At 46.7% G+C, this 25,933-nt stretch carries 28 protein-coding genes and 2 riboswitches; of the genes, 9 read left to right on the plus strand and 19 right to left on the minus strand.

Going from position 1 to position 25,933, the window contains the following annotated elements; genetic code table 11:
- The first annotated feature begins 40 nt into the window (after positions 1-40).
- Both ytxJ and MHH49_RS07215 read left to right on the plus strand, forming a co-directional pair.
- Positions 41-367, plus strand: coding sequence for a bacillithiol system redox-active protein YtxJ (ytxJ, locus tag MHH49_RS07210; RefSeq protein ID WP_038568551.1), 327 nt, complete (start codon positions 41-43; stop codon positions 365-367).
- Entirely contained in the window at positions 364-603 is a 240-nt protein-coding gene (locus MHH49_RS07215; protein ID WP_036676715.1) for a glutaredoxin family protein, read from the plus strand. Before ytxJ ends, MHH49_RS07215 begins: the two co-directional genes overlap by 4 nt.
- Positions 604-703: 100 nt before the next feature.
- Here MHH49_RS07215 and MHH49_RS07220 read toward each other — a convergent pair whose 3' ends face one another.
- The 6 genes from MHH49_RS07220 to MHH49_RS07240 all read right to left on the minus strand — a co-directional run bounded on the left by MHH49_RS07220 (position 704) and on the right by MHH49_RS07240 (position 8,156).
- Positions 704-3,028: a histidine kinase gene (locus MHH49_RS07220; RefSeq protein WP_036676712.1), complete on the minus strand. Its 2,325-nt coding sequence runs from the start codon at positions 3,026-3,028 to the stop codon at positions 704-706.
- Between the two features lie 104 nt (positions 3,029-3,132).
- On the minus strand, positions 3,133-3,720 hold the full coding sequence (gene kdpC, locus MHH49_RS07225) for a potassium-transporting ATPase subunit KdpC (RefSeq protein ID WP_036676845.1): 588 nt from the start codon (positions 3,718-3,720) through the stop codon (positions 3,133-3,135).
- A gap of 76 nt (positions 3,721-3,796) precedes the next feature.
- Positions 3,797-5,830, minus strand: coding sequence for a potassium-transporting ATPase subunit KdpB (gene kdpB / locus MHH49_RS07230; RefSeq protein WP_339812347.1), 2,034 nt, complete (start codon positions 5,828-5,830; stop codon positions 3,797-3,799).
- 16 nt (positions 5,831-5,846) lie between these two features.
- Positions 5,847-7,523 (minus strand): potassium-transporting ATPase subunit KdpA, encoded by a 1,677-nt coding sequence (kdpA, locus tag MHH49_RS07235; protein ID WP_036676707.1) that lies wholly within the window; start codon positions 7,521-7,523, stop codon positions 5,847-5,849.
- Positions 7,524-7,535: 12 nt separating this feature from the next.
- The gene (kdpF, locus tag MHH49_RS31140) at positions 7,536-7,613 is read right to left on the minus strand and encodes a K(+)-transporting ATPase subunit F (RefSeq protein WP_076101420.1); all 78 of its coding nucleotides are present in this window, start codon (positions 7,611-7,613) and stop codon (positions 7,536-7,538) included.
- 126 nt (positions 7,614-7,739) lie between these two features.
- The gene (locus MHH49_RS07240) at positions 7,740-8,156 is read right to left on the minus strand and encodes a hypothetical protein (protein WP_036676842.1); all 417 of its coding nucleotides are present in this window, start codon (positions 8,154-8,156) and stop codon (positions 7,740-7,742) included.
- 252 nt (positions 8,157-8,408) lie between these two features.
- Positions 8,409-8,598, minus strand: a riboswitch (cyclic di-AMP (ydaO/yuaA leader).
- Between the two features lie 419 nt (positions 8,599-9,017).
- A riboswitch (cyclic di-AMP (ydaO/yuaA leader) is annotated at positions 9,018-9,182 on the plus strand.
- Between the two features lie 68 nt (positions 9,183-9,250).
- On the opposite strand from MHH49_RS07240, the gene MHH49_RS07245 reads away from it, so the two are divergent.
- Genes MHH49_RS07245 through MHH49_RS07255 form a run of 3 tightly spaced genes read left to right on the plus strand, consistent with a single transcriptional unit; the run spans position 9,251 to position 10,834 of the window.
- A complete protein-coding gene (locus tag MHH49_RS07245) occupies positions 9,251-9,805 on the plus strand; it encodes a hypothetical protein (protein WP_036676704.1) in 555 nt (184 codons plus the stop codon).
- A gap of 14 nt (positions 9,806-9,819) precedes the next feature.
- On the plus strand, positions 9,820-10,341 hold the full coding sequence (locus MHH49_RS07250; RefSeq protein WP_052096743.1) for a hypothetical protein: 522 nt from the start codon (positions 9,820-9,822) through the stop codon (positions 10,339-10,341).
- 40 nt (positions 10,342-10,381) lie between these two features.
- Positions 10,382-10,834 (plus strand): hypothetical protein, encoded by a 453-nt coding sequence (locus tag MHH49_RS07255; RefSeq protein ID WP_038568543.1) that lies wholly within the window; start codon positions 10,382-10,384, stop codon positions 10,832-10,834.
- Positions 10,835-11,296: 462 nt separating this feature from the next.
- Here the strand turns inward: MHH49_RS07255 and MHH49_RS07260 are convergent, their stop codons facing one another.
- The 6 genes from MHH49_RS07260 to MHH49_RS07285 form a co-directional block, all read right to left on the minus strand.
- Positions 11,297-11,491 (minus strand): hypothetical protein, encoded by a 195-nt coding sequence (locus tag MHH49_RS07260; protein ID WP_143761263.1) that lies wholly within the window; start codon positions 11,489-11,491, stop codon positions 11,297-11,299.
- A gap of 31 nt (positions 11,492-11,522) precedes the next feature.
- Positions 11,523-12,803, minus strand: coding sequence for an ABC transporter permease (locus tag MHH49_RS07265; RefSeq protein WP_076101360.1), 1,281 nt, complete (start codon positions 12,801-12,803; stop codon positions 11,523-11,525).
- Positions 12,796-13,698: an ABC transporter ATP-binding protein gene (locus MHH49_RS07270; protein WP_036676693.1), complete on the minus strand. Its 903-nt coding sequence runs from the start codon at positions 13,696-13,698 to the stop codon at positions 12,796-12,798. Before MHH49_RS07270 ends, MHH49_RS07265 begins: the two co-directional genes overlap by 8 nt.
- A gap of 4 nt (positions 13,699-13,702) precedes the next feature.
- Complete coding sequence (locus tag MHH49_RS07275) at positions 13,703-14,632, minus strand: ATP-binding cassette domain-containing protein (protein ID WP_038568538.1); 930 nt, start codon at positions 14,630-14,632, stop codon at positions 13,703-13,705.
- Positions 14,633-14,651: 19 nt separating this feature from the next.
- On the minus strand, positions 14,652-15,047 hold the full coding sequence (locus tag MHH49_RS07280; RefSeq protein ID WP_036676688.1) for a GntR family transcriptional regulator: 396 nt from the start codon (positions 15,045-15,047) through the stop codon (positions 14,652-14,654).
- A 61-nt stretch (positions 15,048-15,108) separates the two neighbouring features.
- A complete protein-coding gene (locus MHH49_RS07285; protein ID WP_051490929.1) occupies positions 15,109-15,837 on the minus strand; it encodes a hypothetical protein in 729 nt (242 codons plus the stop codon).
- Positions 15,838-16,302: 465 nt separating this feature from the next.
- On the opposite strand from MHH49_RS07285, the gene MHH49_RS07290 reads away from it, so the two are divergent.
- Positions 16,303-16,473, plus strand: coding sequence for a hypothetical protein (locus MHH49_RS07290; protein WP_179088402.1), 171 nt, complete (start codon positions 16,303-16,305; stop codon positions 16,471-16,473).
- Between the two features lie 352 nt (positions 16,474-16,825).
- Here the strand turns inward: MHH49_RS07290 and MHH49_RS07295 are convergent, their stop codons facing one another.
- The 7 genes from MHH49_RS07295 to MHH49_RS07325 form a co-directional block, all read right to left on the minus strand.
- Entirely contained in the window at positions 16,826-17,290 is a 465-nt protein-coding gene (locus MHH49_RS07295) for a DUF420 domain-containing protein (RefSeq protein ID WP_036682502.1), read from the minus strand.
- Between the two features lie 26 nt (positions 17,291-17,316).
- On the minus strand, positions 17,317-18,237 hold the full coding sequence (gene ctaG / locus MHH49_RS07300) for a cytochrome c oxidase assembly factor CtaG (RefSeq protein ID WP_076316513.1): 921 nt from the start codon (positions 18,235-18,237) through the stop codon (positions 17,317-17,319).
- Between the two features lie 85 nt (positions 18,238-18,322).
- The gene (locus MHH49_RS07305) at positions 18,323-18,649 is read right to left on the minus strand and encodes a cytochrome C oxidase subunit IV family protein (protein ID WP_076316514.1); all 327 of its coding nucleotides are present in this window, start codon (positions 18,647-18,649) and stop codon (positions 18,323-18,325) included.
- A gap of 5 nt (positions 18,650-18,654) precedes the next feature.
- Positions 18,655-19,281: a cytochrome (ubi)quinol oxidase subunit III gene (locus tag MHH49_RS07310; protein ID WP_076101357.1), complete on the minus strand. Its 627-nt coding sequence runs from the start codon at positions 19,279-19,281 to the stop codon at positions 18,655-18,657.
- A complete protein-coding gene (ctaD, locus tag MHH49_RS07315; RefSeq protein WP_051491246.1) occupies positions 19,278-21,125 on the minus strand; it encodes a cytochrome c oxidase subunit I in 1,848 nt (615 codons plus the stop codon). Before ctaD ends, MHH49_RS07310 begins: the two co-directional genes overlap by 4 nt.
- Positions 21,126-21,251: 126 nt before the next feature.
- Positions 21,252-22,298, minus strand: a complete 1,047-nt coding sequence (gene coxB / locus MHH49_RS07320; protein ID WP_038568530.1) for a cytochrome c oxidase subunit II — start codon at positions 22,296-22,298, stop codon at positions 21,252-21,254.
- 403 nt (positions 22,299-22,701) lie between these two features.
- A complete protein-coding gene (locus MHH49_RS07325; protein ID WP_019913840.1) occupies positions 22,702-22,890 on the minus strand; it encodes a hypothetical protein in 189 nt (62 codons plus the stop codon).
- Positions 22,891-23,360: 470 nt separating this feature from the next.
- Between MHH49_RS07325 and MHH49_RS07330 the strand changes: the two genes are divergently transcribed.
- The 3 genes from MHH49_RS07330 (at position 23,361) to MHH49_RS07340 (ending at position 25,852) form a co-directional block, all read left to right on the plus strand.
- The gene (locus MHH49_RS07330; RefSeq protein WP_038568527.1) at positions 23,361-24,350 is read left to right on the plus strand and encodes a serine hydrolase domain-containing protein; all 990 of its coding nucleotides are present in this window, start codon (positions 23,361-23,363) and stop codon (positions 24,348-24,350) included.
- A gap of 93 nt (positions 24,351-24,443) precedes the next feature.
- Positions 24,444-24,782 (plus strand): DUF4870 domain-containing protein, encoded by a 339-nt coding sequence (locus MHH49_RS07335; RefSeq protein WP_036682511.1) that lies wholly within the window; start codon positions 24,444-24,446, stop codon positions 24,780-24,782.
- A gap of 113 nt (positions 24,783-24,895) precedes the next feature.
- Positions 24,896-25,852 (plus strand): diacylglycerol/lipid kinase family protein, encoded by a 957-nt coding sequence (locus MHH49_RS07340; protein ID WP_052096739.1) that lies wholly within the window; start codon positions 24,896-24,898, stop codon positions 25,850-25,852.
- Positions 25,853-25,933: the final 81 nt, after the last annotated feature.

Below are 25,933 nucleotides of genomic sequence, written 5' to 3' on the forward strand. Positions count from 1 at the left end.
CAATGGTTAGTAAAATAACGATCCCAGGAGGGTGATATCTATGTCTATTCAACAACTTCATACATTGGAAGATCTTAAGCAGTATGTGGCTAAACCTGGCAAAAAACTGCTGTTCAAACACAGCACTACCTGCCCGATTAGCGCCAAAGCTAATGAAGAATTCCAGGCTTATCTAAAGGATGCGGATACTGCAGCAGCAGTAGTTCTAGTCATCGAGGATCGTCCAGTTTCCAATCAAATTGCCGAGGATTTCGGGATTAAGCATGAATCTCCACAGCTCTTCCTGCTTGAGGATAATGAGGTTCGCTGGAACACTTCCCACTGGAAGATCACAAGAGATGCTATCAAAGAGGCTGTGAACCAATGAGCCAGCAAGTGATTGTTTATTCAACAGCAGGCTGCAGCGATTGTAATCTGGTCAAACAATATCTTACGGAGCAAGGTATCCCTTTTGAAGTAAGAGATGTTATGACTAGCACAGTCTATCAAGAGGAAGTCGAAAAGCTTGGTTTCATGGGTGTTCCTGTTACTGTAGCAGGGGATCATGCCACCAAAGGATTCAATCTTCCCGAGCTGAAAGCACTCATCGAAGCGGCCCAGTAATTCATCCGGTTAATTATTTAGCACTTGATATATGCATACCAAAAAAGGGTATTCCAACAGCCACTTGGCTAGGAATCCCCTTTTTTCATTGTTCTAAAGCTTAAGGTTCCTCACGCATAAGATTTGCCACGACCAGTACATCTACATTTCTGGCCGAACGCAGAATCTGCTTAGTGACATCCCCACGCAGCCATTTACGTACCCAGGAGCGTTGAGATTGGCCGATAATAATCTGTGTGCTCTGTAAGGCTTGAGACCTTTCAAGCAGCAAGGAAGACACTCGTGCCGGGAGCACGTTAGGAATCATCTTAAACGTTCCACCCAGTCGTTCCGTCAATTCTTTCAAATCATTAATTCGTTTATCGTAAGAAGGCCCGCTCTGCTTATATTCCTGTACGTACGTAACATACCAGCAAGCTTTTAGACGATAGGCAATCCGAAAACCTCGCCGAATCAGACGTTCCGCATGATCTCCTAAGGTGATGCACACATAGATCACTTCCTGCCGCCGCCAAGGTCCCCGCAGCGACCCGACACGTTCCCAGGCCTCCAGACGTTCATCCACATCATCAGCAATTTCCCGCAGCGCCAGTTCACGGAGGGCGATTAGATTGCCGATTTTGAAAAAAGCCCCCAGCGCCTGATCCACTTTGGTCATCGCATATATTTTCCCATCCTTCATCCGCTCTTGCAGTGTTTTAGGAGATACATCGATAAGTTCAACCTCGTCGGCCCGTTGCAGAATGCTGTCTGGGAAAGTCTCTCTAACTCTAACTCCGGTAATTTGTTCTACAGCATCATTCAAGCTTTCTAAGTGCTGAACATTCACTGTGGAGATTACAGAGATCCCTGCATCCAATAACTCCATAACATCCATATACCGCTTCTTATGTTTGCTGCCCGGCATATTGGTATGTGCCAGTTCATCTACCAGTACGACCTCCGGATTACGCTTAATGATAGCTGCCGTATCCATTTCCTCAAGGACAGTCCCCCGATAGTCAATACTCAGTCGCGGAAGGATCTCCAGATCACCGATCTGTTCAAGGGTTTCTTTACGTCCATGCGTTTCTAGTAGTCCAATAACAACATCGATCCCTCTCTTTAGGAGATCATTTCCTTCTCGCAGCATCTTATAAGTCTTGCCCACTCCGGGAGCAGCACCAATGTACACTTTAAATGTGCCCCCACGAATGGCATCGATTTTATCCTTTACTTCCTGACTGCTTAATCTGTGATAGGCATCGGCTTTCCGCTCATTTCGGCTCTGCCGGGTAGGAAGAACGCGTTCTCCCTCACGCTCAGCACGATCAGCCACGAAAAACACATCTACTCCGCGGATTTGTTTTAACAATGAGTTAGCAATCGAACCCTTCCACAGCTCCTGCCACGCCGTTTGCTTGGAGTGTCCCATAACGATACGGGTAATATTATGCTGGATGGCGTATTTCACTAGAAGTCCCGGAATCTCCCTCTTCGAGCGAAAAGAAATCTCCTCCATCGAGGCCCCAATCTTCTCAGTCAGCTTCCATAGGGATCGCTTGAAGGTTGCTGCTTCCTTAGAGGGCGTCAGGCCCTGCTTCCAGAAGGATACCACCGCCAGATCTCCGTTTAACCGTTTAGCGATTTGCTGTCCACGGCGGATATGAATCGAGCCATTCCAATAATACTGTGCGGACACCAACACTTTTTCGGCAATCCCCGAAGCTCCAAGCAACCCTTGCTCCTCCCGATGCTTCTCCAGCGAACCATTAACATCCTCCGCTACCATTCTCAGCGCCAGCTCCCGCAGCTTGCTTAGATTCCCTTTGTTAAAAAGCGATGTCCGCTGCTTCTTGCCCAAATGTCCTTCGGACAAACGTTGAAGTATCTTTTCCGGAGTCACATCAATTAGAACGATATCATCTGCAAGGGTGAGCACTTCCGCAGGCAAGGAATACTCCACCTCAATCCCCGTCCACTTTCGCGCTAGATCTGCTGCGCCCTCCAGCTCGTATACGTTTACAGTTGTGATGACACTAATTCCACAGCCCAATAAATATTTGATATCCTCCAGCCTAGTTGATCTCTCCGCACCCTCGCGATTATGATGAGCCAATCCATCGGTCAGTACAACCTCTGGATTACGCGCCACAATGGCCTCCACGTCCAGATCCTTCTTCTCGATCTCCTTCTGAAACCAATGAATACTTGGAATCCGTTCCAAGTCACCCAGCTGATCCCTTGTTTCTGGACTCTGGTTGGTTGAAACCGCACAGATTACAACATCGATGCCCTGTGCTTTCAGCGCCTGCCCCTCACGCAGCATCTGATAGGTCTTGCCTGATCCACTGACCGGACCTATATAGATCTTCAGGCGTCCACGATGCAGCTCATAGATAGAGAGCAGCAGTTCCTCCGGCGTCTTCCTCCGATATGTTCCCATCAAGACCACTCCTTAATAACCCGTTCATCCATTCACTCTTCTATGCCAGAAAGCAAGATATCCCTGACCCAGTTTGAACAATCGGGCAGGGATATTAGCTATATTTATTTGTTCGTTAATTTCTGGAGCTCCATATTCAGCTTCAGAACATTTACCCGTTCTTCACCAAACAGCCCTAGATCACGACCTTCGGTCTGCTTATTCACTAGCTCTTCCAGCTGCGTGGCTGGAATCCCGGTCAAATTACTGATCCGGGGAATCTGCACAATTGCCGATGCAGGAGTGATATGCGGATCAAGACCTGAACCTGAGTTGGTTACTAAATCAACCGGCAGCTTGTTTACAGGCACATCCGGATTATCCAGCTGCCACTGTGTGATGGAATCCTTCGTCCGCTGCAGCATATCGGGGTTGGATGGGCCATAGTTGTTGGAGCCTGAAGCTTCCGCTTTATAATCAATGCTGGATACACGGCCATGGAATAATGCCGGGTCCGTAAAGCTCTGCCCGATGAGTTCTGAACCCACTACTACTCCAGCGTCATTCTTCAGCTGACTGCCGTTCGCTTGCGATGGCATCAGAACTTGAGCAATCGCTGTAGTAGTCAGAGGATAAATCACTCCACAGAGAACAACAAACACTAGACATAGCCGTAATATAATAAAGAAATTAGCACCCTTCGATGATGACAACTGTTCTTCAGCGTCCGCAATCGATTTTCTGTTATTCACGATGCTCTCACCCTTTCAATGATTAGTTAATCCGTTGTTATATCCATACACTTACGAGCAAATCAATAAGTTTGATGCCCGCAAAAGGAACGACTACCCCACCTAGACCATAGATAAAAATATTACGTCCCAGCAGCTTCGTAGAACTCATCGCTTTATACGAGACACCTTTCATAGCCAATGGGATCAGCAGCGGAATAATAATCGCATTAAATATTAATGCAGATATAATTGCCGAGCTAGGTGAACTCAATCCCATGACATTCAGAGCTTCCATTTCAGGAATGGCGAGCATGAACATTGCCGGAATAATTGCGAAATATTTAGCGATATCATTCGCAATACTGAACGTTGTCAACGCGCCCCGTGTCATCAGTAGCTGTTTACCAATAGCTACAACCTCAATGATCTTCGAGGGATCGGAGTCCAGATCAACCATGTTTGCTGCTTCCTTAGCGGCTGTAGTCCCACTGTTCATCGCTAAGCCCACATCAGCTTGGGCAAGGGCAGGTGCGTCATTCGTTCCATCACCAGTCATTGCCACCAGCTTGCCTTCGTTCTGCTCGCGGCGGATAACCGCTATTTTATCCTCAGGTGTACTCTCTGCAATAAAATCATCTACCCCTGCTTCACGGGCAATAGTAGCTGCGGTCAGCGGATTGTCCCCTGTACACATGATAGTCTTGATTCCCATTTTTCGCAGCTCATCGAACCGCTCTTTCATGCCTGGCTTAACTGTATCCTTTAAGTAAATAAGTCCATAAATCCGGTTGTCTACCGCAACAGCAAGCGGGGTCCCCCCCATTCGAGCGATAGCATCGGAATTACTGTCGAGGTTCGCGGGAATGACTCCGCCCTTCGACTGTACCCATTTCTTCACGGAATCGACTGCCCCTTTACGAACAGATCGTCCATCCCGCAGATCTATACCACTCATCCGGGTCTCAGCCTTAAACTCTACGAACTCTCCGCCTTCAGCAAGTTTGCTGTCATAGCTGCGTTCCAGCTTCTTAGCCAGCTCAATAACAGAACGTCCTTCCGGAGTCTCATCCTTTAGCGAACTAATAGCTGCCCAAGCCGTAAGCTCAGCTTCCGTTTCATCTCCAACTGGCACAAAATCACTCGCCATCCGGTTTCCGAAAGTAATCGTACCGGTCTTATCTAGAATCATTGTATTAATGTCGCCGGCAGCTTCAACGGCCTTCCCTGACATAGCAAGGACATTAAACTGTGTGACGCGGTCCATCCCTGCTATCCCGATAGCGGAGAGCAGTCCCCCGATTGTGGTCGGGATCAGACAGACCAACAGGGCGATCATAACAGGAATATCTAGATCAACACCCAGATAAGTCGCAATTGGCCGCAAGGTCACTACTACAATCAGGAAAATCAACGTCAGACTGATCAAGAGTGTATTTAGTGCAATTTCATTGGGTGTCTTTTGACGTTTCGCCCCTTCAACGAGGGAGATCATCCGATCCAAGAATGACTCACCGGGATCACTGGTAATTTTGACTTTAATCTCATCACTAACTACCCGGGTGCCGCCTGTGACTGAGCCGAAATCTCCGCCGGCTTCCTTAATAACAGGTGCAGATTCACCTGTAATTGCCGATTCATCTACGGAGGCCAGCCCTTCAATCACTTCACCATCGCCAGGGATAAGTTCTCCCTGACTGACGATCACGATATCTCCTTTCCGCAGCTCGGAGGAAGAAACGGTCTTCACAGACCCTCCAACGAGCTTATTAGCTGTGATATCCTGTTTCGTTTTCTTAAGCGAATCCGCCTGGGCCTTCCCGCGGCCTTCAGCCAGCGCTTCAGCGAAGTTGGCAAACAGCACTGTGAATAACAGAATGAACAACACCGTGATATTGAAGCCTACCGATTTCTCTGCATTAAAATATCCGGGGGCCAGTACCATAAGCAATACAATAATCGTGCCGATTTCGACTACGAACATGACCGGATTTTTGATTAACGTCACCGGGTTAAGCTTAATAAAGCTATCCTTTACAGCGCTTAGGAGTATGGGTCCCGTCAGCAGCTTTTTTCTTTTTACAGTACTCATCTTGTTCTCCCTCTTCCTACCGTAAGGTCAAATATTCTGCAATCGGGCCGAGCACAATGACCGGCAGAAACGTCAGCGCACCGATAATCACTACCGTACCAATCAGAATTCCGGTGAACAGACCATTGTCTGTGCGGAATGTGCCAATCGTCTCAGGAACCGGCTTCTTCTGGATCAGTGAACCTGCAACTGCCAGCATTGCGATTATAGAGACATAACGGCCAAGCAGCATTACGATCCCGGTTGTAACATTCCAAAAGGTGGTATTGTCCGCAAGCCCTTCAAATCCTGAACCATTGTTCGCGGCAGAAGAGACATATTCATATAACACTTGGCTAAGTCCATGGAATCCGGGATTCGTAATGGAACCGTTGCCCAAGCCCGTTAAGAACGCACCTGCTGTTGGTACAAGGATAATGAACGGATGCACAAGGATAGCAATCGCAATCAGCTTCATCTCCTTGGCTTCTATCTTTCGCCCGAGAAACTCTGGTGTTCTGCCAACCATTAGTCCACATAAGAAGACGCCCATGATGGCATACATCAGCATATTGATTAGTCCTACACCTTTTCCCCCGAAGACGTTATTGAGCATCATTAGGGCCAGAGGGGTAATGCCACCCAGCGGTGTCAGCGTATCATGCATATTGTTAACACTACCTGTCGTAGCTGCCGTTGTTACCGAAGTGAACAGCGAAGATTGCGGGATCCCAAAACGTACCTCTTTACCTTCCATGCTGCCTTGCGAAGACTCGATCCCCAGCGCATTAATAGCGGGATTCCCTTTAGTTTCCGCATAATAATTCAGCCCCAGCAGCAGAACGAACAAGGTCATCATTGCTGTGAAAATCACCCAGCCCTGACGTTTGTTCTTAGCGAACAACCCGTACATATATGGCAAAGAGGCTGGCAACATCCACATAGAGAGAATCTCCAGAACGTTCGTAAGTGGATTAGGGTTCTCAAAAGGATGCGCTGAATTGGCTCCGAAGAAGCCGCCACCATTCGTACCTAAGTGTTTAATTGACTCCAAAGAAGCGACTGGACCGATAGCGATTTGTTGCGTCTGCCCTTCGAGTGTAGTGACCTCAAGCGATGGCTTGAGCGTTTGTGGCACATGCAATCCTACCAGCACCAATGAAACTAGCAGAGCTAATGGAATGAATACACGAATATGTGCTTTTACGAAGTCCTCAAAAAAATTCCCGACTGATTTCTGTCCTGTAATCCCTCTGACAAAAGCAACCGCAACAGAAAATCCGCTCGCTGCAGACGTGAACATCATCATCGTGATGACTGCCATTTGTGAAAAATACGATAGTCCCGTCTCCCCGCTATAATGCTGCAGGTTCGTATTGGTCATAAAGCTGATCACCGTATTAAATGAAAGCGTCTGTTCCATATCGGCAATTCCATTCGGGTTCAGCGGCAATCCCCGCTGTAATCTTAGAAAAATATAACTGAAAGCAACCAGTACGATATTAGTTAAAACAAAGCTGAGTGCATACTTCTTCCAGGACATTCCGTCCCGTTTTTTCAGGCCGATCAGCTTATAAATACCTTTCTCTGTGCCTGCAAACCAGCGATCCGTACGATTCGGTTCGTTAGAAAATACATGATATAAATACGTCCCCATCGGCTTGACCAACAAGATGAGAATTACAATTACGACGACTATTTGCAAAATGCCCATGAATGCCCCTCCTTAAAATTTCTCAGGATGAATCAACGCGTAAACCAGATATATAAACAACAGTAGGGTAACAGCGATTACTAGAATCACAGCTTATCCCTCCCCGTATCCTCAACTACACCTGCGCACCAGCGCATAAAGCCATAAAATAACCCGTAAATTACAGCTAACGAAGCCACCATATACAGATCCATCATATCTTCCGCACTCCTTCCATTATCCTTGATGAGGTGATCTATCGATTAGAAAATCAGCATCACCACTATGGGAATAGATTACATAGCTCGCACCAAGTCTTTTATAGACCAATCTAGGATTTATAGAACTTGTAATCACAAAAATTGGCTGTGTCGTCCAGGTACGGCACATCTGAATATAGCGGCAGCAAAGCGGAAAGCTGCTCTCAAACAGATATACCCTGCCTACCGGGAACGATGGGCGAAACCAAGTGCTCTGATGGCGGGTATCCACTAGAATAACCTGCTCGATTCCGAGCTCCTCTAGTAAAGCCTTCTCAGCCAGATTGTTGGTTAATCCCGCCATCTTAATACCCCTGAACTTCAGAAGTTTAATGAAATGTTCTCCCGCCTTTGTAGGCGCACATACAAGCACATATTCATTCTGATCCGTCATCTCTTTTTTCTCCTCCTGCTCATTTACAACAAGGAGGCAACGAAAATCTCCGAAAGGATGTTGACCTATCGTCATTTTCGGGCACAACCTAAAGCTCGGTTGTGTCACGTCATTAGACGCTGCCTTACAAATACCGCTAATGATGAATTTAGCGACCTCTTGGGGGAGGCCTCCATAAATGCTTTGCTTCTAAGAGCACAGCAAAAAGCCACAAAGGATCTCCTCTGTGGCTCGCTAGCGGTCACATTGCACTCATCCTCTCTCCATACGCTTACGAGGTTAGCTGTCGGATTCGGGCGGTGAGAGTCGCCCTACCTGTATAGATGCGAACTCACTCGCACCCTCTACAGGATTCACCCCATAATCAGCTTCCGACTCTCACATCGGCTGCCGATTGTTGGTTCCCCCGCTTTCCTTATCGGAAATTAAGCGGATCAAATATTCGATTGTCGTTGAAACAGGAGTAATCATACTCTTATGCACGAAGACTTGTAAAACCTGAATGATGCCAAAATAATGCAAATTAAAAACTATTTTCCCATTAGATAGCGCTTACTTGATATCTAATCTCTCTATATCTCTTGTTTACTCGAGTTTCGAGCGTTTAATCGCTATCTATAACCCATGTGATTTTATTCACCTTTTTAGGGTGAAAATACTGCAAATTCCCTTTATAGGTTGAAACGCAAGAAGCAGAGGTTGAGCGAGAAAGAGGCGCGATAACACGCCATAAATACCTATTTACCTCGTTTTTCAGTCGTAGTCGGCAGGATATGGTTAAAATCGCTCTAAAAGAACATTTTCCGTTTTTTACAGAAAATCTTGAAAAGAGTATGATTCGGGTTGAATCTAATTCATGAAAAACAATCAACGCTGAGTTCCTGCATTCGCAGGGAACGGGGGAACCATCAGGCCACCTGGCCTACTTGGGGTGAATCCAAAGGAGACTGCGTAAGTCTCAATAGGTAGGGCGACTCTCACCGTCCGAATCCGACAGCTAACCTCGTAAGCGTAAAGAGAGAGACCCTTGATCCGCCACGCTTTGGCCCAGGTATATCTGCCTGTAATCCAAAACCGCAGCAGAGGTCCTCCTCTTGCTGCGGTTTTTGCGTTACCTGAGCCTATTAGGTGATAGCACGCTGGATGGGGTGAATGTTTTGAAGCACTATTATTTAGGGATACATCAAGGGCTGCTTGAGCCGATAAGTCTAAATTACGTTTGTTTCGGGGCCTTGTGGTTCGAAGAAAATAATCACAGGTACATTGTAGGTTATGCATTTGGCCAGAACCAGATCCAAGCCCTTCGCCAATTCAGTACACCTTCTTCTTGTAAAGACTGTTTAGACTCTAAGATTGTATATGAAATATATAAAAAAATTCGAGAACAACAACAGCAGCAGGATTGGTCATCGCATCAAAAACTCCCGTGGTTTACAGCCTTCAAGGAGCCTTGGAAAGATGTAAGCGCCGGTTGGTATGTCTTGAGATCCCGCAGCACCTTTCCCTTACATCTATCTGTTATACGGAAAGAGAAGTTCCGACTATGGCTAGAGCATACCGCAGTCTGTGAGAATAAAATGGAAATGCTCGCTTGTGTAGAAAAGGCTAGTGTCACTCATCATGTAGACTTAAAGCTTTTGGAAATCTAAGGAGGAACCCTACTATGGACCAGCGCAGACTATCCCGCATTGAAGTATTTGTATTGGATGAACCCGAGCCTATTCACTATGGAATGGAAGGGGCTGAAGGCTGCCGTTATGGTATTCTGAAGCTCACCTGTAAGGGAGGTTGCAGTTGGGGGGCTTGTCTAATCTCTGCCAACACCAAAAATTTCGATCTCATTAAATGGAGTTCTTTTTTACGGGCTATCTGTCATTGCCGTCTTGAGGAAGCGCTGGATAAGGTCCGCCGCGAAGGTTCAGATTGGGAGCAGGTTAAGCTTGAGCTAGTTCAGGGTGCTTTGCAGGATTTAAAGGCCAAGCTCCAGGGTAAATCCTTGGCTGGGCATATTCAGCAAGGGCGTCTGTACAGTGTTGCAGCTGGGGGGAGCAATTCCAGAAGTGAACGGCTCTACTACAAACCTTCCAAAGCTTTTTCCACTGCCTCCCAGCAGAAACACAGTTGCCCGGAACCAGACACCGCCGATCTTATCAATAAATCCATCTCTTACTTTTCTATATTATAGATTCAAGCAAATCTCTCATTCTGAAAGGATCGTGTTCACCATGCCTGACCCCTTACCTCCCGTGTCCACCTACAGTGCTAAATTTGCAGAGTGTGTTCAAAAGTATACTAATGAAGTCTACGTACTCAGTTCCATGTTATTAGAACAATCTAATGAGGCAGACAAGGTTACTATCCGCACCTTCACAGAGCTTCATAAAATATATCGTCAGGATAACTTCGACCCTCAGTTATTCTCTATCCACGCTTACCGCACTTGTATTCGCCAGTGTGCTGATTCTTTTGCCCGGCGCTCTCTTCTATCGGCTAAGGGATTACCTTGGGAGGAACAGCTTGTGAAGGTATTGTGGTACGGCTTAAAGCTGCCTCTTTCTCAAATAAGCATTATTCTGCAAAAAAGTGTTCCTGCACTGAAAGCACAGCTTAGAGCTGTACGGGAGCAGATGACCGACCAAGCGGATATACGAACGAGCGCAAATCTTTCTATAATTTAGTCACTGACTAGAATTCAGACGATCTTTAAGCGCATGAAGCATCTAACGGACTCAGGAGCCTTTAATTGAAGCTTTTCCTCAAATTTGGCCGGCGTTCGGACTCCAGTAGAAATCCCGAGCGATGAGCGTCTCGGATCGTCTTCAAGCAGGCCCTAATCATCTTCCACCAAGGCAAGGCTTACGGACCCAGATGACATTATTTGCACGTTTATCGCCTTTTGAGCATAGTATCGGACTCCAGTGCAACTATTTGGTTAAAAGAGCTACTAATTCACCGTTTTTCATGCCAATAGCGACTATTGTGTCCGATATCTTGCCAAATCTCGATGATTGTTGCATTTAAGTGTTGCTGGGTCCGTTAGCTATATCAGCTCGTATACAAAGAGATTGCCAACGCAAAAACGGGGATATCCCAGCAACCATAAATGGCTGTTAGGATCCCCCCCGAAAATTCAGTACCTACTATTGTGCCTTACTCTTACGCGCCTTACTGTACATCCACAATCCTGCCAACATCCCCACTATAGCAACACCGGTCAATACGCCTTGAACGAAATCCATAAAAGTGGAGCCATCCGGAAGCATTCTACTAACCGAAGCCAGTGATACCGAACTCATTAAAAGCATAATGGTATATTGTTCGCTTGTAGACATCATTAGCACTCCTTAAAAGTTATATGAGGCCTTCTTAGATCTTGTATGCTTTCATCGCTTTTCTGATTTCTTTAATACTTGGGCGTTTGCCGTACATCAGTACGCCGGTACGATAGATCTTGGCTGCCAGCCATCCGAAGATGAAGGTAGTCACAAGCAGGATCAGCAGCGATACAATGACTTGCCAGATCGCCACCTCACCGACACCAATTCGGAGCAGCATCGTCAATGGTGAAGTGAAAGGTACATAACTCGCTATCTTAACCACTAGAGTATCTGCATTGGAGATACTGAACAGTGGAACATAGAACGCTACGAAGCCTAACATCATGATTGGCATTACCGCCTGGCCGAGATCCTCCGTACGGCTGACAATCGAACCTACAGCCGCATACATCAAGGCATAGAGGAAGTAACCTAATACGTACAAGACAAATCCATAGAGCAGCAAGTTAATATTGAGCTGGCCTAAATCGAGATCAAAATCAGCCAATACAGTCGCATTATGCGGGAGCGTCAAATTGACGACGATCGCTGCGACAAAGATCCCAATTTGCAATATTCCTACTAGGAAAACACCGATAACTTTACCGAACATTTGCGCTAAAGGTGAGGCACTTGTAATGAGAATCTCCATAATCCGCGAGCTTTTCTCAGAGGTTATCTCAGCGGCAATCATGTTGCCTGTCATCATAATGGACATAAAGAACAACATAAGCATGGCATATACGATAATGTAGTTAATGGCCGGAGTGTCCTCCTGAGAGCTTTCACTGCCACCGCCTGCGTTAAGCTGTTGTGTAGTAATCTGCACTGGTGTTGACATTGCAGCAATCTGTTCAGAGGTCAGCTTGTCGCCAACGATGAATTGTGTGTTTGCTTGCTGAAGTGCATTTTGAAGATAAACTTGAACATCTCCGTTTAGTTCTCCATCATTACTGTGATAAGTAACGGGTGGAAGCCCTTCACCAGTAGGTTCTGCAAAAGTAACATAACCTTCTACTGTCTCTTCATCTAATGCTTTCTTTAACTCGGCATCATCCGCAGAAGCATATTGTACTATCTTAGCCTGTGGCATGCCCTCTGGCGCAGTATAAGCCTTCAACAATTCTGCAACCTGATTTCCCTCTTCAGCAATCACAGCAATTTGAGTAACTTCACTTTTGGCCGAATCACCCTTAAACTGATCGATGATATAGGGAAGATTCATCCCTATGCTGAGCAATAATACTAGAATCAAAGTAGTAATCATAAATGATTTCGTTCTAACTTTATTTTTAAAGGTAAAGCCGATAATTGTCCCCATCTTATTCATTAGATTCACCCACCGCTCTGATAAAGATTTGGTTTAACGTAGGTTCCTTGATTTCAAAATGCTCCACTTCACCCTGTGCTATCGCCTGCTGTAAAATACGCTGTGCTGCACCGATCTCACTGATCGATAACAGATACCCACGCTCCAGCCGTTTCACTGCTGTAACGCCTGCGATGGACTCCAGACCTTTTACCTCATTAGCTGTACGCAGCAATACTTCTTCCCGCGGGTAGCCATTCTTAATCGTGCGGATATCCCCTTGAACGACCGTATTGGAACGATCGAGAATCGTAATGTTACGGCACAGCTCTTCTACATGCTCCATCCGGTGCGTAGAGAAAAGGATACTTGTTCCCGAATCACGCAATTCTTTGACCGTATCTTTCAGCAGCTCCACGTTTACTGGGTCCAGCCCGCTGAAAGCTTCATCTAGAATCAGAATCTGCGGTTTATGAACGACAGCGGCGATAAAGCCCATTTTTTGCTGATTTCCTTTGGAAAGCTCTTCTATCTTTTTATTGTAATAATCCGGAACCTCAAATCGATCCAGCCAATAGCGCAAGCTCTTATCTGCATCACTAGCTGACATCCCACGCAGGCGGGCTAAGTAAACGATTTGATCGCTGATCTTCACCTTAGGATATAGTCCGCGTTCTTCGGGCAGATAACCCATAAGTTGCTGCAGTTCACTGTTGAAAGGCTTCCCGTTATACAAAATTTTGCCCTCATCAGGGTAGATTAGGCCGAGTACCATACGCATCGTGGTTGTTTTTCCCGCGCCGTTCGCCCCCAGTAATCCGTAAATTTCCCCTTTACCTACAGTTAGGTTAATTCCGTTTACTGCGGTTTTTTCTCCATATTGCTTAACTACACTTTCCAGCTTTAAGGCTTCCATTTCTCTAGTCCCCTCTCTTGTGGTCAATTAGAATAGGACGATGACCCTGTGTCCATAAACTTAATATTTCGTCCAGTTCCAAACTGCGGCTCTTGATAACCTTTACGCCCAAGTTATGAATGCGTTTCTCGTTTTCAGAAAATTGTTCTATGATAAAAGAAGCTACACCCGGTGTATCCATTGTAAAGTGCAAGCCTCCTGGCAACTCAGCCGATAACTCCGCAAGCTCCTCTTCATCCGCAGCATTCACCCAAACCTCGGTCCAAGCACCGAACAGACTGTCTTTTTCAGCCATGCCCAGCAGTTCTCCCCGATGCATAAGGACGATATAATCCGCCAGCCGCCGCACCTCATCCACAATGTGTGTGGAGATGATGATCGTTGCGTTGTTCTCATCCATATATTTACGAAGTGTCTCGATCATAATCTTCCAAGCAAAAGGATCAAGACCTGATGAAGGTTCATCCAATAGCAGCAGACTTGGCCGCGCCGCAAGTGCTGCAGCAATTTCGAATTTCCGGCGCTCCCCTTTAGACATCTTCGAAAGTCTCATATGATACGGAACCTCCAAGCGATCCATCAGCTCCTGAAAATATTGATCGTCCCAATTTGGATACCAATACTTCCGAAATCGAGCTGCCTCCTCTGCATTCCAGTGGTTCTCCTCAGTAATTGACGTTTCAGGAACATAGGCAATGGTCTGGCGAAGCTCCAGAGACAACCCGCTATCATACCTGTTCTCAAACCAATATATCTCGCCTTCCTCTGGATTAGTCAGCTGTATCAGCAGATTCAGCAGTGTGCTTTTGCCGGAACCATTCTGACCTACCAAAGCTGTAATATATCCTTTAGGCATATTCAGGGTCAGCGGCCCTATCGTCTTGTTTCGCCGCCGTTTAAGTACATTCCGCAATTCTATAGCCATCTGTACCATATGAGTAAGCGCCCCCCTCTCAATCCTTTTCTCTATACTTGCGTTCTACAATCTCCATAAAAATCTGTTCAAGTTCATCCTTGCTGCAATGTACCGATCGGCCGATATCCACTGCACTTTCAAGTGCTTTGCCAACCGTTTCCCGTTTATATTCTTCCATTGCTCCGTCACCTACATGGGATACAAAGGTACCTGTTCCTTGTCGCGTTCGCAGCAAACCTTCGTTCTCCAGATCCTGATATACCCGCCGCACGGTAATTACACTGCATTTCAGATCTCCTGCGAACTCACGAATTGAGGGCAGCAGCGTACCTTCTGTAATGACTCCGCTAATGATTAATGATCTAAGCTGAGTCTCTATTTGATGATAGAGGGGCTCTGCACTATTTTCGTTGATTTGTACCGGTATCCACATTATTTACACCTCGCCTTCCACTCTAGCGTGCTAGAGCGCAGTCCTTGCCATTTCCGATTTTTTATACGAGATTGCGACTTTTCAGCCGATGTATAGTCCATTTAGAGAATAATTGCACAGATATTGTCCCCAGCAGAAGTGACCCCCACATGATCGGAGATAACAACCCCCACTCCTTGGAATAGGAGATACTGTATAAGAACAAACTGCCTCCGCCCAGTGTAACTAAGAACGATGTTGCCCACGATAAAACTACGATAAGCAATGTTAGCCATAGATAAGCTTTGCCGCTAAAAAGATATTCAATAAAAATATATAGACCCGAGACCATGAATCCGAAGCCGAGCCAAGTAATCGCAAAAGCTATATACGAAGGAACCGCCAGTTCTGTCCGGAAATTCTCTCCTAACAAGTAAATAATACCGAAGAATAACGTACCATTTAGTGTAAAGGAGCCCACACCCTGAAGTTTCCTCCGCGATAATATTACTGCAGCTGGAATCGGTAAAGTCCGTAAGTAAACCAACATTTTTGTGTAAGAGTCTTCACTCCAATATTTCATGGAGCGGCGAGAGAATGTTAATCCCAATAAGGGGATAAAGGAGAGAAATAAGAAATCCGCTAGCATCGTCCGATCCTGCTCACCTAGTACATCATTTGCTATCAGGCTAGTCAGTCCACCAAGATAACTCATAAAAACAACTGTTATTACGAGGGTCCCTAATATTTTTAATTTGTCTCCGCGAAAATCAGAGCGCAACATAAACCATGAATCTTTTAATGTTCTCATCAATGCTAACCTCGCTTTACAATGTCTTCAGCGTCTAGCAGAAGCAGGTGTTCATATCCCTGTGCTTACTGTATATATCTATATACACAGTATATGACCTTGGTTTTTTATTGTCAATCCTGTAACTGGAAATTATTCAAAAGAAATAGGAGGTTTGGGCAACCTCATACTTCAAGCTTATGAAGACACTCTCAGACGTTAGGTAACGCTTATTAATTGAGATTAACTACAATGAGGGGGAATTGAGGCAGAATGCTACGGGGCGAATGTAACTGGGATAATTGAGTTTATTAGATAATTGATTTCAGGAAATGAAGTAGTAAGAGCTCACTCTCTGCTTCTATGCAACGTGTTGGTGTGATGTGCGTTGAGAGAGGCGGGCGGCGGAGCAGATACTGGTTCGGGTTAGGGTTCGAGTGAGGGCGGGGGTTTCGGATGTGGGATGCTAGTTCGGGGGTATGATGCGTGCGCGGCGGATGGTGCAGTTCCGATTGTGTGATGCGGGTATGGCGGATGGTGCGGTTTCGGGTGCGGGATACCGTTTCGGCTGCTAGTGCAGTTTCAGGTGTGGGATATGGGCGACTGCCGGACGGAATAGCAACATTAGGGAAAAACTCCCTAAAATCAGCCAAATAGAGCTTAGATTACGAGTTTTTAGGGAATTCCTCCCTAAAAATTCAGCTATTACTCTGTTATTGGGTTAATTCCATTCAATTTTAGGGAGGATTTCCCTAATTATGGCCTTTTTTAGCTAATTTCGTTCATTTTCAGGGAGGTTTTCCCTGATTACGTCTTTTTCGAGCTAACTTCGTTCAATTTCAGGACAGATCCCGAAGCTCTACAAACCAAAATAAGCCCATCACCCGCAATCCCTACTCAGGAACATGCAGATATATAGGCTTATTTCATAACTATTTACGACTCTGCTACTCTAGTGCTGTTCATTCGCTCAACGCACTAAACTCTGTGCTCTATTCAAGCACTTATTTTACGCACCCAAAATAACTTCCCACACCGGCTTGGTGTGTCCACCTGGATACAAAACATACAACAGCACGTACACCATAACGCCTGTAATCGCTGTGATAAACCAAATTATCGATGTCACTCTGCCCCACTTACGGTGCTTGGAATACTTCGCCTTGAAACCAAGAGTTAACGTAGTAAGTCCGAATACCGCAGCTACGGTTGCCAGGACGATATGGAAGATCAGAAACACTTGATAAATCGTCTTCAGTTCATCCGGACCGCCCCATGAGGTATTCCCCACAAACAACGTTCTCGATACGTAAACAATAAAAAACAGCAGCGCAGCGATAGCGGCAGCAATCATCGTTTTCTTATGCGCCTCGCGTTTGCCCTTGATAATGAGCCACCAACCTATAGCCACCAGCACCGCGCTGAGCACGATGAATGACGTACTAATGGTCGGGAACACTGTGAAAATATCCATGATTCTCCCCCTCGGCAGTCTACCAGTTATGCACGGTTCAAGTTGCTCTCCTGAAGTGTTGAGGATGGCGTCGACAATTCATCGTCGTCTTGTCCGTTCTCTTTTTTATACCAATGATAGAACACATAAGCAAGCATAGAGGCAAAAATAAATTCCTGAATGAACTTCATCGCGATGCCTCCCACCTGTTGATCCACCTTCGGCGACATCACTTCAAAGAATGCAGGACCTCCAAAATTCTGAAGTAAAACAGCGGGGTCACCCGAGATACAATAGCCCATAGCACGCGCCCAAGTCTCTGGATCACTGTAAGTGGCGTAGAGCGGATGATCGGCAAATATAATCAGCCCGCAAGCTGGCGTCAGCAATACCATGTTCAGAAAAATAAACCCAATCTTCCCAAGCCCACTCGCCATACGATGTTCCGGCAGCGGATTAATCAGCGTCCACCACATTAAAGCAGAGGTCAGGAACAAAATAATGTAATAAATACGATGAACAGTAAAATGCAACATCACATAATCATGAATAACAGGAATATGGTACAAGGAAAAAAGTCCGTTAAACAATAGGGCAGCGACCACTGGATGAGCTAAAAAAGATAACCGCCGAAGCGGATTCACCTTTAGTATCCTGCGCCAGATAAAATCTGGAATTCCAAGCATAATCAGCGGCACCGCTACCAGATAAGACAAGGCCATACTGACCATGTGGAAGGAAAACATCATATGCCCTAAAAGGCTAATGGGTCCTCCTTGTGCCAGATAAAGGGCAAGCATCCCACAGACAAATAACGCTCTACGCCAAAATGGCACCGTAACTGAATCGGCATAACGCCCAGCAATCGGACCAATCCACACAAAATAACCTGCTGTCAGCAGCAGCATTACCGCTAGAAAAAGCGGACTCCATAGTTCAGCAAAGCTAAAGTATTCTAATCCCAGCATAATCCCAACCTCCTAGCGCAGGAATTCTTATATCTAAACATCAAAAAGAGGGGGCATCGCAGCCCACCTCTTTCATTATTGTCCGTTAGTTCCACCAAACCCAATACAGCGACATAACAATACAGGTCCCAGCGATAAAGAAGCCGCCCAGCATGAAGAGAATCGGCAGAAAATGCCCTTTATCTTTTAGGTGCATCCAGAAGCCCATCTGTACAATCACCTGAAGAACAGCCATTACCAGCAGCAAAATAATCGCAAAGGTCGCATTTACTCCCCCAGCCGCAACAGCGGCGAAAGCAATCAATGTTAAGACAATGGAGAAAATAAAGACAACAATATGTTTCTGTGGTCCTTCATGCCGATGACGTTGCTTATACCCGCCGCTATCTGGCATATGCTGATCCGTCGTCATAGTGCCTAGCCCACCTTTCCGAGTAGGTATACAACCGTAAAGATGAAGACCCATACCACATCGATAAAATGCCAGTACATGGCTGACACATACACTTTTGGTGCAGTAACTACCGTTAACCCCTTGCGGGCGAGCTGCCCGATCAAGATGGAGATCCAAGCGATCCCGAAGGCTACGTGCGCACCATGAAATCCTACCAGTGTGTAGAATGCCGAGCTGAATGCACTTGTGGTCATTCCGAATTCTTCGTGTCTTACATATTGAGTAAACTCATAGATCTCCAAAACCAGGAAACCTAAACCTAAGACTACAGTCACTAAAAGCCAATTCCGTAGCAGTGCCGGCCGATTTCTGTGCATCGCTTGAATAGCGAATACACTCGTCAGACTGCTTACCAGCAGGATGAATGTTGCAGCGGCTACAAGCGGCAGGTGAAACAGTTCATTCGCCGAAGGCCCCTCATTCGTCTGATTACGCAGTGCGAGGAAAGTAGCGAACAACGTGCCGAACAATACCGCTTCGCCGCCTAGAAACAACCAAAAGGCAAGAACCTTGTTGCGTCCTTCGAGCGTAGCTTTTTCCGGCTCGTGCGGAAAGGTATCCTTAGAAGCTTCTGCATGTGCCGTTGTCATGTCCGCTCACTTCCTTCCAGCTCTTCAGGTTCAATATGCCATCCGTGATCATCATACAGCGAACGCATCAGCATGGATCCAAATGTAATAATAAGACCGATGGCTGTAACGATATAATTATTAAACAGGAAGCTCATAAAAGCATTGCCGAATTCATCACGGCTAAACATAAAGCCAAGCCCAGCGATAAAAATTCCGATAGACATCGTAAACGGTAAAATCGTTGCCGACGGCATATGAATTGAGCCCACCGGCTCTGCTGGTGTCATGCCTTTATTCCCTGCTACTTTTTCTTTCCAGAAGGCATCAATCCCCCGAATAAGAGGTGTTTGCTTGAAGTTATATTCTGGCGGCGGTGAAGGAATGGTCCATTCCAATGTACGTCCATCCTCCCACGGATCATTGCTTGCATCCGCTGGTTTTCTGGAAGTCAGGAAGATGTTCACCAAGAAAATAATCATACCGACACCCATAAGTCCTGCACCGATGGTACTGACTAGATTCAGGAAATCAAATTGCTGATTAGGTAAATAAGTAAATACGCGGCGCTGCATCCCCATAAGCCCAAGGAAATGCTGTACAAAGAAGGTCAGATGGAATCCGATGATAAACGTCCAGAAAGTCCACTTGCCCAGCTTCTCACTCAGCATCCGTCCGAACATCTTCGGCCACCAGTAGTGCAGACCTGCGAACAGGCCAAGCACCAAGCCACCAACAATAACATAGTGGAAATGCGCTACGACAAAATACGTATCATGGAACTGAAAGTCAGCAGGTGCGGACGCCAGCATCACTCCAGTTACTCCCCCCATAGTGAAGGTAGGAATAAATCCAACAGCGAACAGGTTAGGGGTTGTGAAACGTACTTGCCCGCCCCACATCGTGAACAACCAGTTAAAAATTTTAATCCCGGTAGGAACCGCAATTAACATCGTTGATACGGAGAACAACGCGTTAGCTACAGGTCCAAGTCCAGTTGTGAACATGTGGTGAGCCCAGACCATGAAGCCTAAAAAGGCGATCAAGATGGTTGCAAACACCATGGAGCTATATCCGAACAGTCTTTTACGCGAAAAGGTTGGGATGACCTCGGAAATAATCCCGAAGGCAGGCAGAATGAGAATGTAAACTTCCGGATGACCAAATATCCAGAAGATATGCTGCCATAGCACTGGACTTCCTCCGGCTCCAACTTCGAAGAAATTGGCTCCGAGAATCCGGTCGAATGTCAACAGTACTAAACCTACTGTTATTGCTGGAAAAGCAAACAAAATAATGGCGGAAGTGATAAATGTGGTCCAGGCGAACATCGGCATCCGCATATAGGTCATTCCCGGTGCACGCATCGTAATGATCGTGGCTAGAAAGTTAATCCCCCCGATGAGGGTCCCTAATCCGGCAATTTGTAAGCCGATCGTATAGAAGTCTACACCGTGTGTAGTGCTGTATGTACTCGTAGATAGTGGGGTGTAGGCGGTCCACCCGGCGTCAGGAGCGCCACCCATAACCCAGCTAAGATTCAGTAGAATCCCGCCGAACAGGAAGGTCCAGAAACCAAGTGCATTTAGAAAAGGAAAGGCTACGTCACGTGCACCGATCTGTAGCGGAATGACGGCATTCATGAGTGCGAAGATGACTGGCATGACGCCGAGGAAGATCATCGTCGTACCATGCATGGTTATGAGTTCATTAAACGTTTGTGCATCCAAAAAGTTATTCATCGGCTTGATGAGCTGCCAGCGAATCAGAAGCGCTTCAATTCCCCCGATGCCAAAAAACAATCCTCCGGCCCATAGGTACAAAATCGCGATTTTTTTGTGATCGACGGTAGTAAGCCAATCCATAAGTCCTGTATGGCGCTTCACACTGTGGCCGTGCCCCAGAGGCTTGGATGAATTCAAGGTATGCGCTGCTTGAGCCAAAGTTCGTCCCCCCTTTTCGAAAGTTCCGCCCGCCTTTAGGCTAAGGCATTAGTCCAGCTTATAGTTGGCCAGATACTCTGCAATGCCATCAATCTCAGCATCACTCAGGCCCAGATCTTTGGGGTTAGGCATCAGATTGCCTGGTTTTACGGATTGCGGGTCGTGCAGCCAGGTTTTGAGATTCTCTTCAATCGGCGCACCATCTTCCCTCGTGTCGTCGTTGAGCAGAATTCCAGCAATCGACTCCCGAGAACCAATTCCGGTCAAGTTCGGCGCATTATTAATCCCTTGATCGCCTACAGCGTGGCAAGTCAGACATGCCGCTTTGAACTTCTCAGCTAAAGCAGGATCCTCCGGCAGCACAGCGACAGGCGTTTTCATCGAATCAATCCACTTCTGAAATTCCTGTTCACTAACTGATTTCACCTTAAATTCCATCAATCCATGAGAAGGCCCACATAGCTCCGCACATTTCCCACGGTAAACGCCTTCATTAGGCGCACTAAAGCTAAAGCGGTTAATCGTTCCAGCTGGGTTGGTATCGATTTTACCGGAAAGAGAAGGGACCCAGAAGGAGTGCAGCACATCTTTAGTTTCCAGTTCAAAGGCGATATCTTTGCCCACCGGAATAATCAGATCCTGTGCTGTAGTTACCTTATAATCGGTATACTCAAACTCCCACCAGTATTGGTGGCCGGTTACTTTAACCTTGATCGCATTCTTGTCATTGGAATGATCATCTCCAGCGGCAAACACTGCTTTCACCGTTGGCACGGCCAGTACTACAACAAGGATAAGCGGAATAACTGTCCAGAGAATCTCAAGTTTAATGCTGCCCTCAACCTGCTCAGGGATTTCATTCTGACCCGGTCTTCTGCGGAAGCGGATCAGTACATAAGCTGCAATCGTAAAGACAATCAGCAGCACCACGATCATAATGCTGATCGACAGCTCCATTAATCCGTAAGATCTGTCTGCTGCAGGTCCCTGTGGTCTGAGTACTGACAAGTCCTCACGACCGCACCCGGCAAGAAAGAGTCCAAACATAGCGGTCATGGGAAGGAGTCGCTTTACAGCCTGCCACGTTTTCATCATTGATCTACCCCGCTTTTCCCGATTTCGTAGATTCCTGTTTTTTTCTGTCAATTATAACAATCACTATTAATATAAGTTTAAGGGAAAGTTTTGTCAATCGTTCACAACTAGTTCACATTGTAATTTTCGACACAATAAACCCTTGTCCCATCTGGATTTGATGGCATTTTATGAAAACGCAAACAAATAAAAAATAATAAAGAAAGCGCATACACTTTAAAATGTGTCTATTAATTCATTTGACTATTCTATGAGGAAGACTTTTCCTTATTCGTAAATGGGCATACAAAAAAAACCGATTCCAGCAACAAAAGTTGCTCGGGCACGGTTTATAAGAATCCTCGTGGATGTTATTACTCAAAATGATGTCTAAAGTTAAGCAAGTGACAAACGTATCTGTTAGCTAGGAGACGGATGAATTCATCCGTACCAACTCGTGTTCCACGACCATGGTCAGTTCCTCTTCATAGCCTCCTGTAATCCGATACTTTCGGACGTACTCCTTTACGAATTTCTTGGGATCTTTGGGCCGGAAAATGCGTGTCATTTCCCGTAGACTTTCCTTGACTTCGTTATGACCTTTACTTGCCATGATCAGTTCCCTCCCAAAACATTGAAAATGAATGCTCCGTTGTAGAGAATGCATGATGAAAAGTACGCCGTAACCTCGAATGCAAGTGAAGTATCCATTACACATACGTGGCTTGCACTATCCGTCAAAACGTGGAATCTAAAGCTATGTCTAGCCTTTGAAACACCGCCTTGCCGGTGAAGCAGGTTCGTCGTGATTTGGGCTGAGAGTAAGGACGCCTGATGAACGATAGCTCCTTGACACTTTTATTACCCGAAGAGCCACTTACTGAATCACTCCTTTCGGGCCTTATCGTTATATTGTATCATATTCCGGATTAACTTCCACCTTTCCTTGTAAAATGTACTATTTGGAAAATATTATTTTTTTACAACTCTCTTCGTAAGTCATATGTCTCCAAACTGGTTAAAATATAATAACCAATACAGCAAGTGAAACTGCATTTATCAACAAATGAGAAGGAGATCGTTATGGTCCAGCCTGTAATTCCCGTAATGACTACCGCAACGCCAGAGGACACAGCTACACGCCGGGAGGGTCTTGAACAAGCCCATCAAGCTATCCTAAAAGAATATCCCAAGATGCATAGCATACTTATTGTGCGCCATGGCAACCTTATCTTCGAACGTTATTATAACGACCATCATGCTGGAGCATTAAATGATCTCCGTTCTGCTACCAAAAGTTTTGTCAGTGTCCTTACGGGAATCGCTATCGACCGTGGCGAGATGCCTGATCTCCATATTTCTGTATCTGAGGTACTTCACAAGCATATTCCATACCTTCACTCCCCACATCTCTCAAAAATCACACTCCGTCATCTTCTTACCATGACTTCCGGCTTTAGCTGGATCACAGGGAAGAAGCTCGGTGAACCTCTCGTCCGGAACCTCCATCGCAGCCGCCGCTGGGGTTCCTTTGGCCTTAGCTTGAACATTATTCCAGAACATATCGGCCAGTTCCAATATCGAAGCATCGACTCACATCTAATCTCGATGATGATTAGTGAATCTACAGGTCTTGATGCATTTTCCTATGCAGCACAGCATTTATTTACTCCACTCCGAATGGCTAATACCGCTTGGTTACCTAGTCCCGAAGGACATAGCATGGGCCATATCGGCTTGCACTTAACCTCTCGGGATATGGCTAAATTCGGAATCTGCCTGCTGAATAATGGAGTGTTTGCAGAGCAGCAAATCATCCCAGAGCATTGGTTGCAGGATGCACTTACCGCTCAAACTAAGGGATATCCAGCGTTTGGTGATTACGGATATCAGTTTTGGATCGGTACGATGAGCGGGCAGCCCTACAAACTCGCCCACGGGCATGGCGGGCAGCAGATTCTGCTCTTCCCCAATCTGGATACTGTCGTGGTCTTTACAGCAGAGAGCAAGACAAACAACTGGAAGAACCCACGCAAGCTGCTTGAAAAGTATGTTCTCCCTTCAATGAGCTAAACATACTTTTTCCTGACAAGTCATAGGCTTGTAAGGAAGAAGGATTCGAACAATCAAGCCCCTTCTTCTCCAAGCAGAAGGAGAGTGAGCCTATTGTCCCCTTTTAAATCATCTACCGGATTGCCCGATAATATAGCGGGCGCGTTGTGTTACTTTTTCCCTTTTCTCGGCGGCGTCGTCTTTCTCGCATTGGAGAAACGCAGCCGCTTTGTGCTGTTCCATTCGCTGCAATCACTGATTACCTTCGGAGTGCTGATGATCCTCCACGTTCTAACCGGATTGGTCCCTTTCCTCGGTCCCTTGATGAGTGCACTCGTCTCTCTCTGCAGCTTTGGAGTGTGGCTGCTAATGATCTACCATGCCTTAAGTGGCAGGTGGTACAAACTCCCTTGGGCAGGTGATATCGCAGAAAGTCAGATTCGCCATCTGTAATCCCCCCCCAAAAAGCAGTCCCTCTGATCGCTGAAAAGTATTCCCTTTTGCCCATCCACTCCTTACAATGTAGAAAGGGCATCAATGGAATTCTACAGGCTGGAGGAAATTATATGTATCTATTTATCATAAACCCACGTTCCGGCGGGGGAGCAGGCGGCCGGACCTGGCATACTGTAGAGGCGCTCATGAAGGAGCGTTCGCTGCCTTTCATGTCCTTGTTTACGCACAGCGTAGAGGGTGCAGAAGCCCTTGTTTTAAATACACTAAAGCATCGCGAGGATTGGAAAGCTGTGATTGTAATCGGTGGTGACGGCACGCTCCATAGCATTTTGGGTGCACTTTGCGGTAAAGATATCCCCATGGGCGTGATTCCTGCCGGCTCCGGCAACGACACCGCCCGGGGGTTCGGCATCCCGCTTTCGATAGAAGCCGCGCTGGAGGCCGCCCTTAGTGAGCGGTATATCGAAGCAGACCTGCTTTCAGGAGCAAACGGACTGACCGTAACAGCCGTTGCCAACGGCTTTGATGCTCAGGTGGCTGAGAATGTGAATGCCAGCCGTTACAAACGGCTGTGCAATGCCATTGGAGCAGGCCAGCTGGCGTATATCATCGGCATATTGCATACGCTGATGACGTTCAAGCCCTGCCGGGTAAGCGTAGTCTGCGACGGCACGGAGCATGCCTTCGAGAAGGCATGGCTGGTCTCGATCTGCAACCTGCCCAGCTACGGCGGCGGGCTTTTGATCTGCCCGCAGGCAAAGGCCGATGACGGCCAGCTCGACGTCTGCGTCGTGCACGGGTGCAGCCGCGGGCAGCTGCTGCGGCTGTTCCCTACGGTACTGAAGGGCAAGCATGTGGCGTTGCCCTTCGTGTCTATGCTGCGCGGACGTAGCGTAGCCGTAGGCTTTGCCGAGGCCCGGCCTGCGATCGGCGACGGCGAGAGTCTGGGCAAAGGGCCGCTGGCCGTTCGCTGCGAGCCGGGGGCGCTGCGGGTGCTATCGCCGCTGGCGGCGGACAGCGTACAGCTGCCCGTCGACACTGCAGCGGCATGCGGCAGCAACGGGTAACCTGACCCGTGCATACCATACACACAAAAAACAGCAAGCGACTGGTTCATTACCAGTTCGCTTGCTGTTTTGCATATCCTA

The organism is Paenibacillus sp. FSL F4-0122 (genome assembly GCF_038002845.1).
Taxonomy (GTDB): domain Bacteria; phylum Bacillota; class Bacilli; order Paenibacillales; family Paenibacillaceae; genus Paenibacillus_AQ; species Paenibacillus_AQ odorifer.

Coding starts and splice junctions, on each gene's coding strand:
- MHH49_RS07270 (WP_036676693.1), bottom strand. CDS start 13,698: ATGGAAGCCTTAAAGCTGGAAAGTGTAGTTAAGCAATATGGAGAAAAA.
- kdpA (WP_036676707.1), bottom strand. CDS start 7,523: ATGGGCATTTTGCAAATAGTCGTCGTAATTGTAATTCTCATCTTGTTG.
- MHH49_RS07285 (WP_051490929.1), bottom strand. CDS start 15,837: ATGAGAACATTAAAAGATTCATGGTTTATGTTGCGCTCTGATTTTCGC.
- ctaD (WP_051491246.1), bottom strand. CDS start 21,125: ATGGATTGGCTTACTACCGTCGATCACAAAAAAATCGCGATTTTGTAC.
- MHH49_RS07325 (WP_019913840.1), bottom strand. CDS start 22,890: ATGGCAAGTAAAGGTCATAACGAAGTCAAGGAAAGTCTACGGGAAATG.
- MHH49_RS07255 (WP_038568543.1), top strand. CDS start 10,382: ATGCCTGACCCCTTACCTCCCGTGTCCACCTACAGTGCTAAATTTGCA.
- kdpB (WP_339812347.1), bottom strand. CDS start 5,830: ATGAGTACTGTAAAAAGAAAAAAGCTGCTGACGGGACCCATACTCCTA.
- ctaG (WP_076316513.1), bottom strand. CDS start 18,237: ATGCTGGGATTAGAATACTTTAGCTTTGCTGAACTATGGAGTCCGCTT.
- MHH49_RS07305 (WP_076316514.1), bottom strand. CDS start 18,649: ATGACGACGGATCAGCATATGCCAGATAGCGGCGGGTATAAGCAACGT.
- MHH49_RS07295 (WP_036682502.1), bottom strand. CDS start 17,290: ATGGATATTTTCACAGTGTTCCCGACCATTAGTACGTCATTCATCGTG.
- MHH49_RS07260 (WP_143761263.1), bottom strand. CDS start 11,491: ATGATGTCTACAAGCGAACAATATACCATTATGCTTTTAATGAGTTCG.
- MHH49_RS07215 (WP_036676715.1), top strand. CDS start 364: ATGAGCCAGCAAGTGATTGTTTATTCAACAGCAGGCTGCAGCGATTGT.
- MHH49_RS07310 (WP_076101357.1), bottom strand. CDS start 19,281: ATGACAACGGCACATGCAGAAGCTTCTAAGGATACCTTTCCGCACGAG.
- MHH49_RS07265 (WP_076101360.1), bottom strand. CDS start 12,803: ATGAATAAGATGGGGACAATTATCGGCTTTACCTTTAAAAATAAAGTT.
- coxB (WP_038568530.1), bottom strand. CDS start 22,298: ATGATGAAAACGTGGCAGGCTGTAAAGCGACTCCTTCCCATGACCGCT.
- MHH49_RS07240 (WP_036676842.1), bottom strand. CDS start 8,156: ATGACGGATCAGAATGAATATGTGCTTGTATGTGCGCCTACAAAGGCG.
- MHH49_RS07250 (WP_052096743.1), top strand. CDS start 9,820: ATGGACCAGCGCAGACTATCCCGCATTGAAGTATTTGTATTGGATGAA.
- MHH49_RS07275 (WP_038568538.1), bottom strand. CDS start 14,632: ATGGTACAGATGGCTATAGAATTGCGGAATGTACTTAAACGGCGGCGA.
- MHH49_RS07330 (WP_038568527.1), top strand. CDS start 23,361: ATGGTCCAGCCTGTAATTCCCGTAATGACTACCGCAACGCCAGAGGAC.
- MHH49_RS07280 (WP_036676688.1), bottom strand. CDS start 15,047: ATGTGGATACCGGTACAAATCAACGAAAATAGTGCAGAGCCCCTCTAT.
- MHH49_RS07220 (WP_036676712.1), bottom strand. CDS start 3,028: ATGGGAACATATCGGAGGAAGACGCCGGAGGAACTGCTGCTCTCTATC.
- ytxJ (WP_038568551.1), top strand. CDS start 41: ATGTCTATTCAACAACTTCATACATTGGAAGATCTTAAGCAGTATGTG.
- MHH49_RS07340 (WP_052096739.1), top strand. CDS start 24,896: ATGTATCTATTTATCATAAACCCACGTTCCGGCGGGGGAGCAGGCGGC.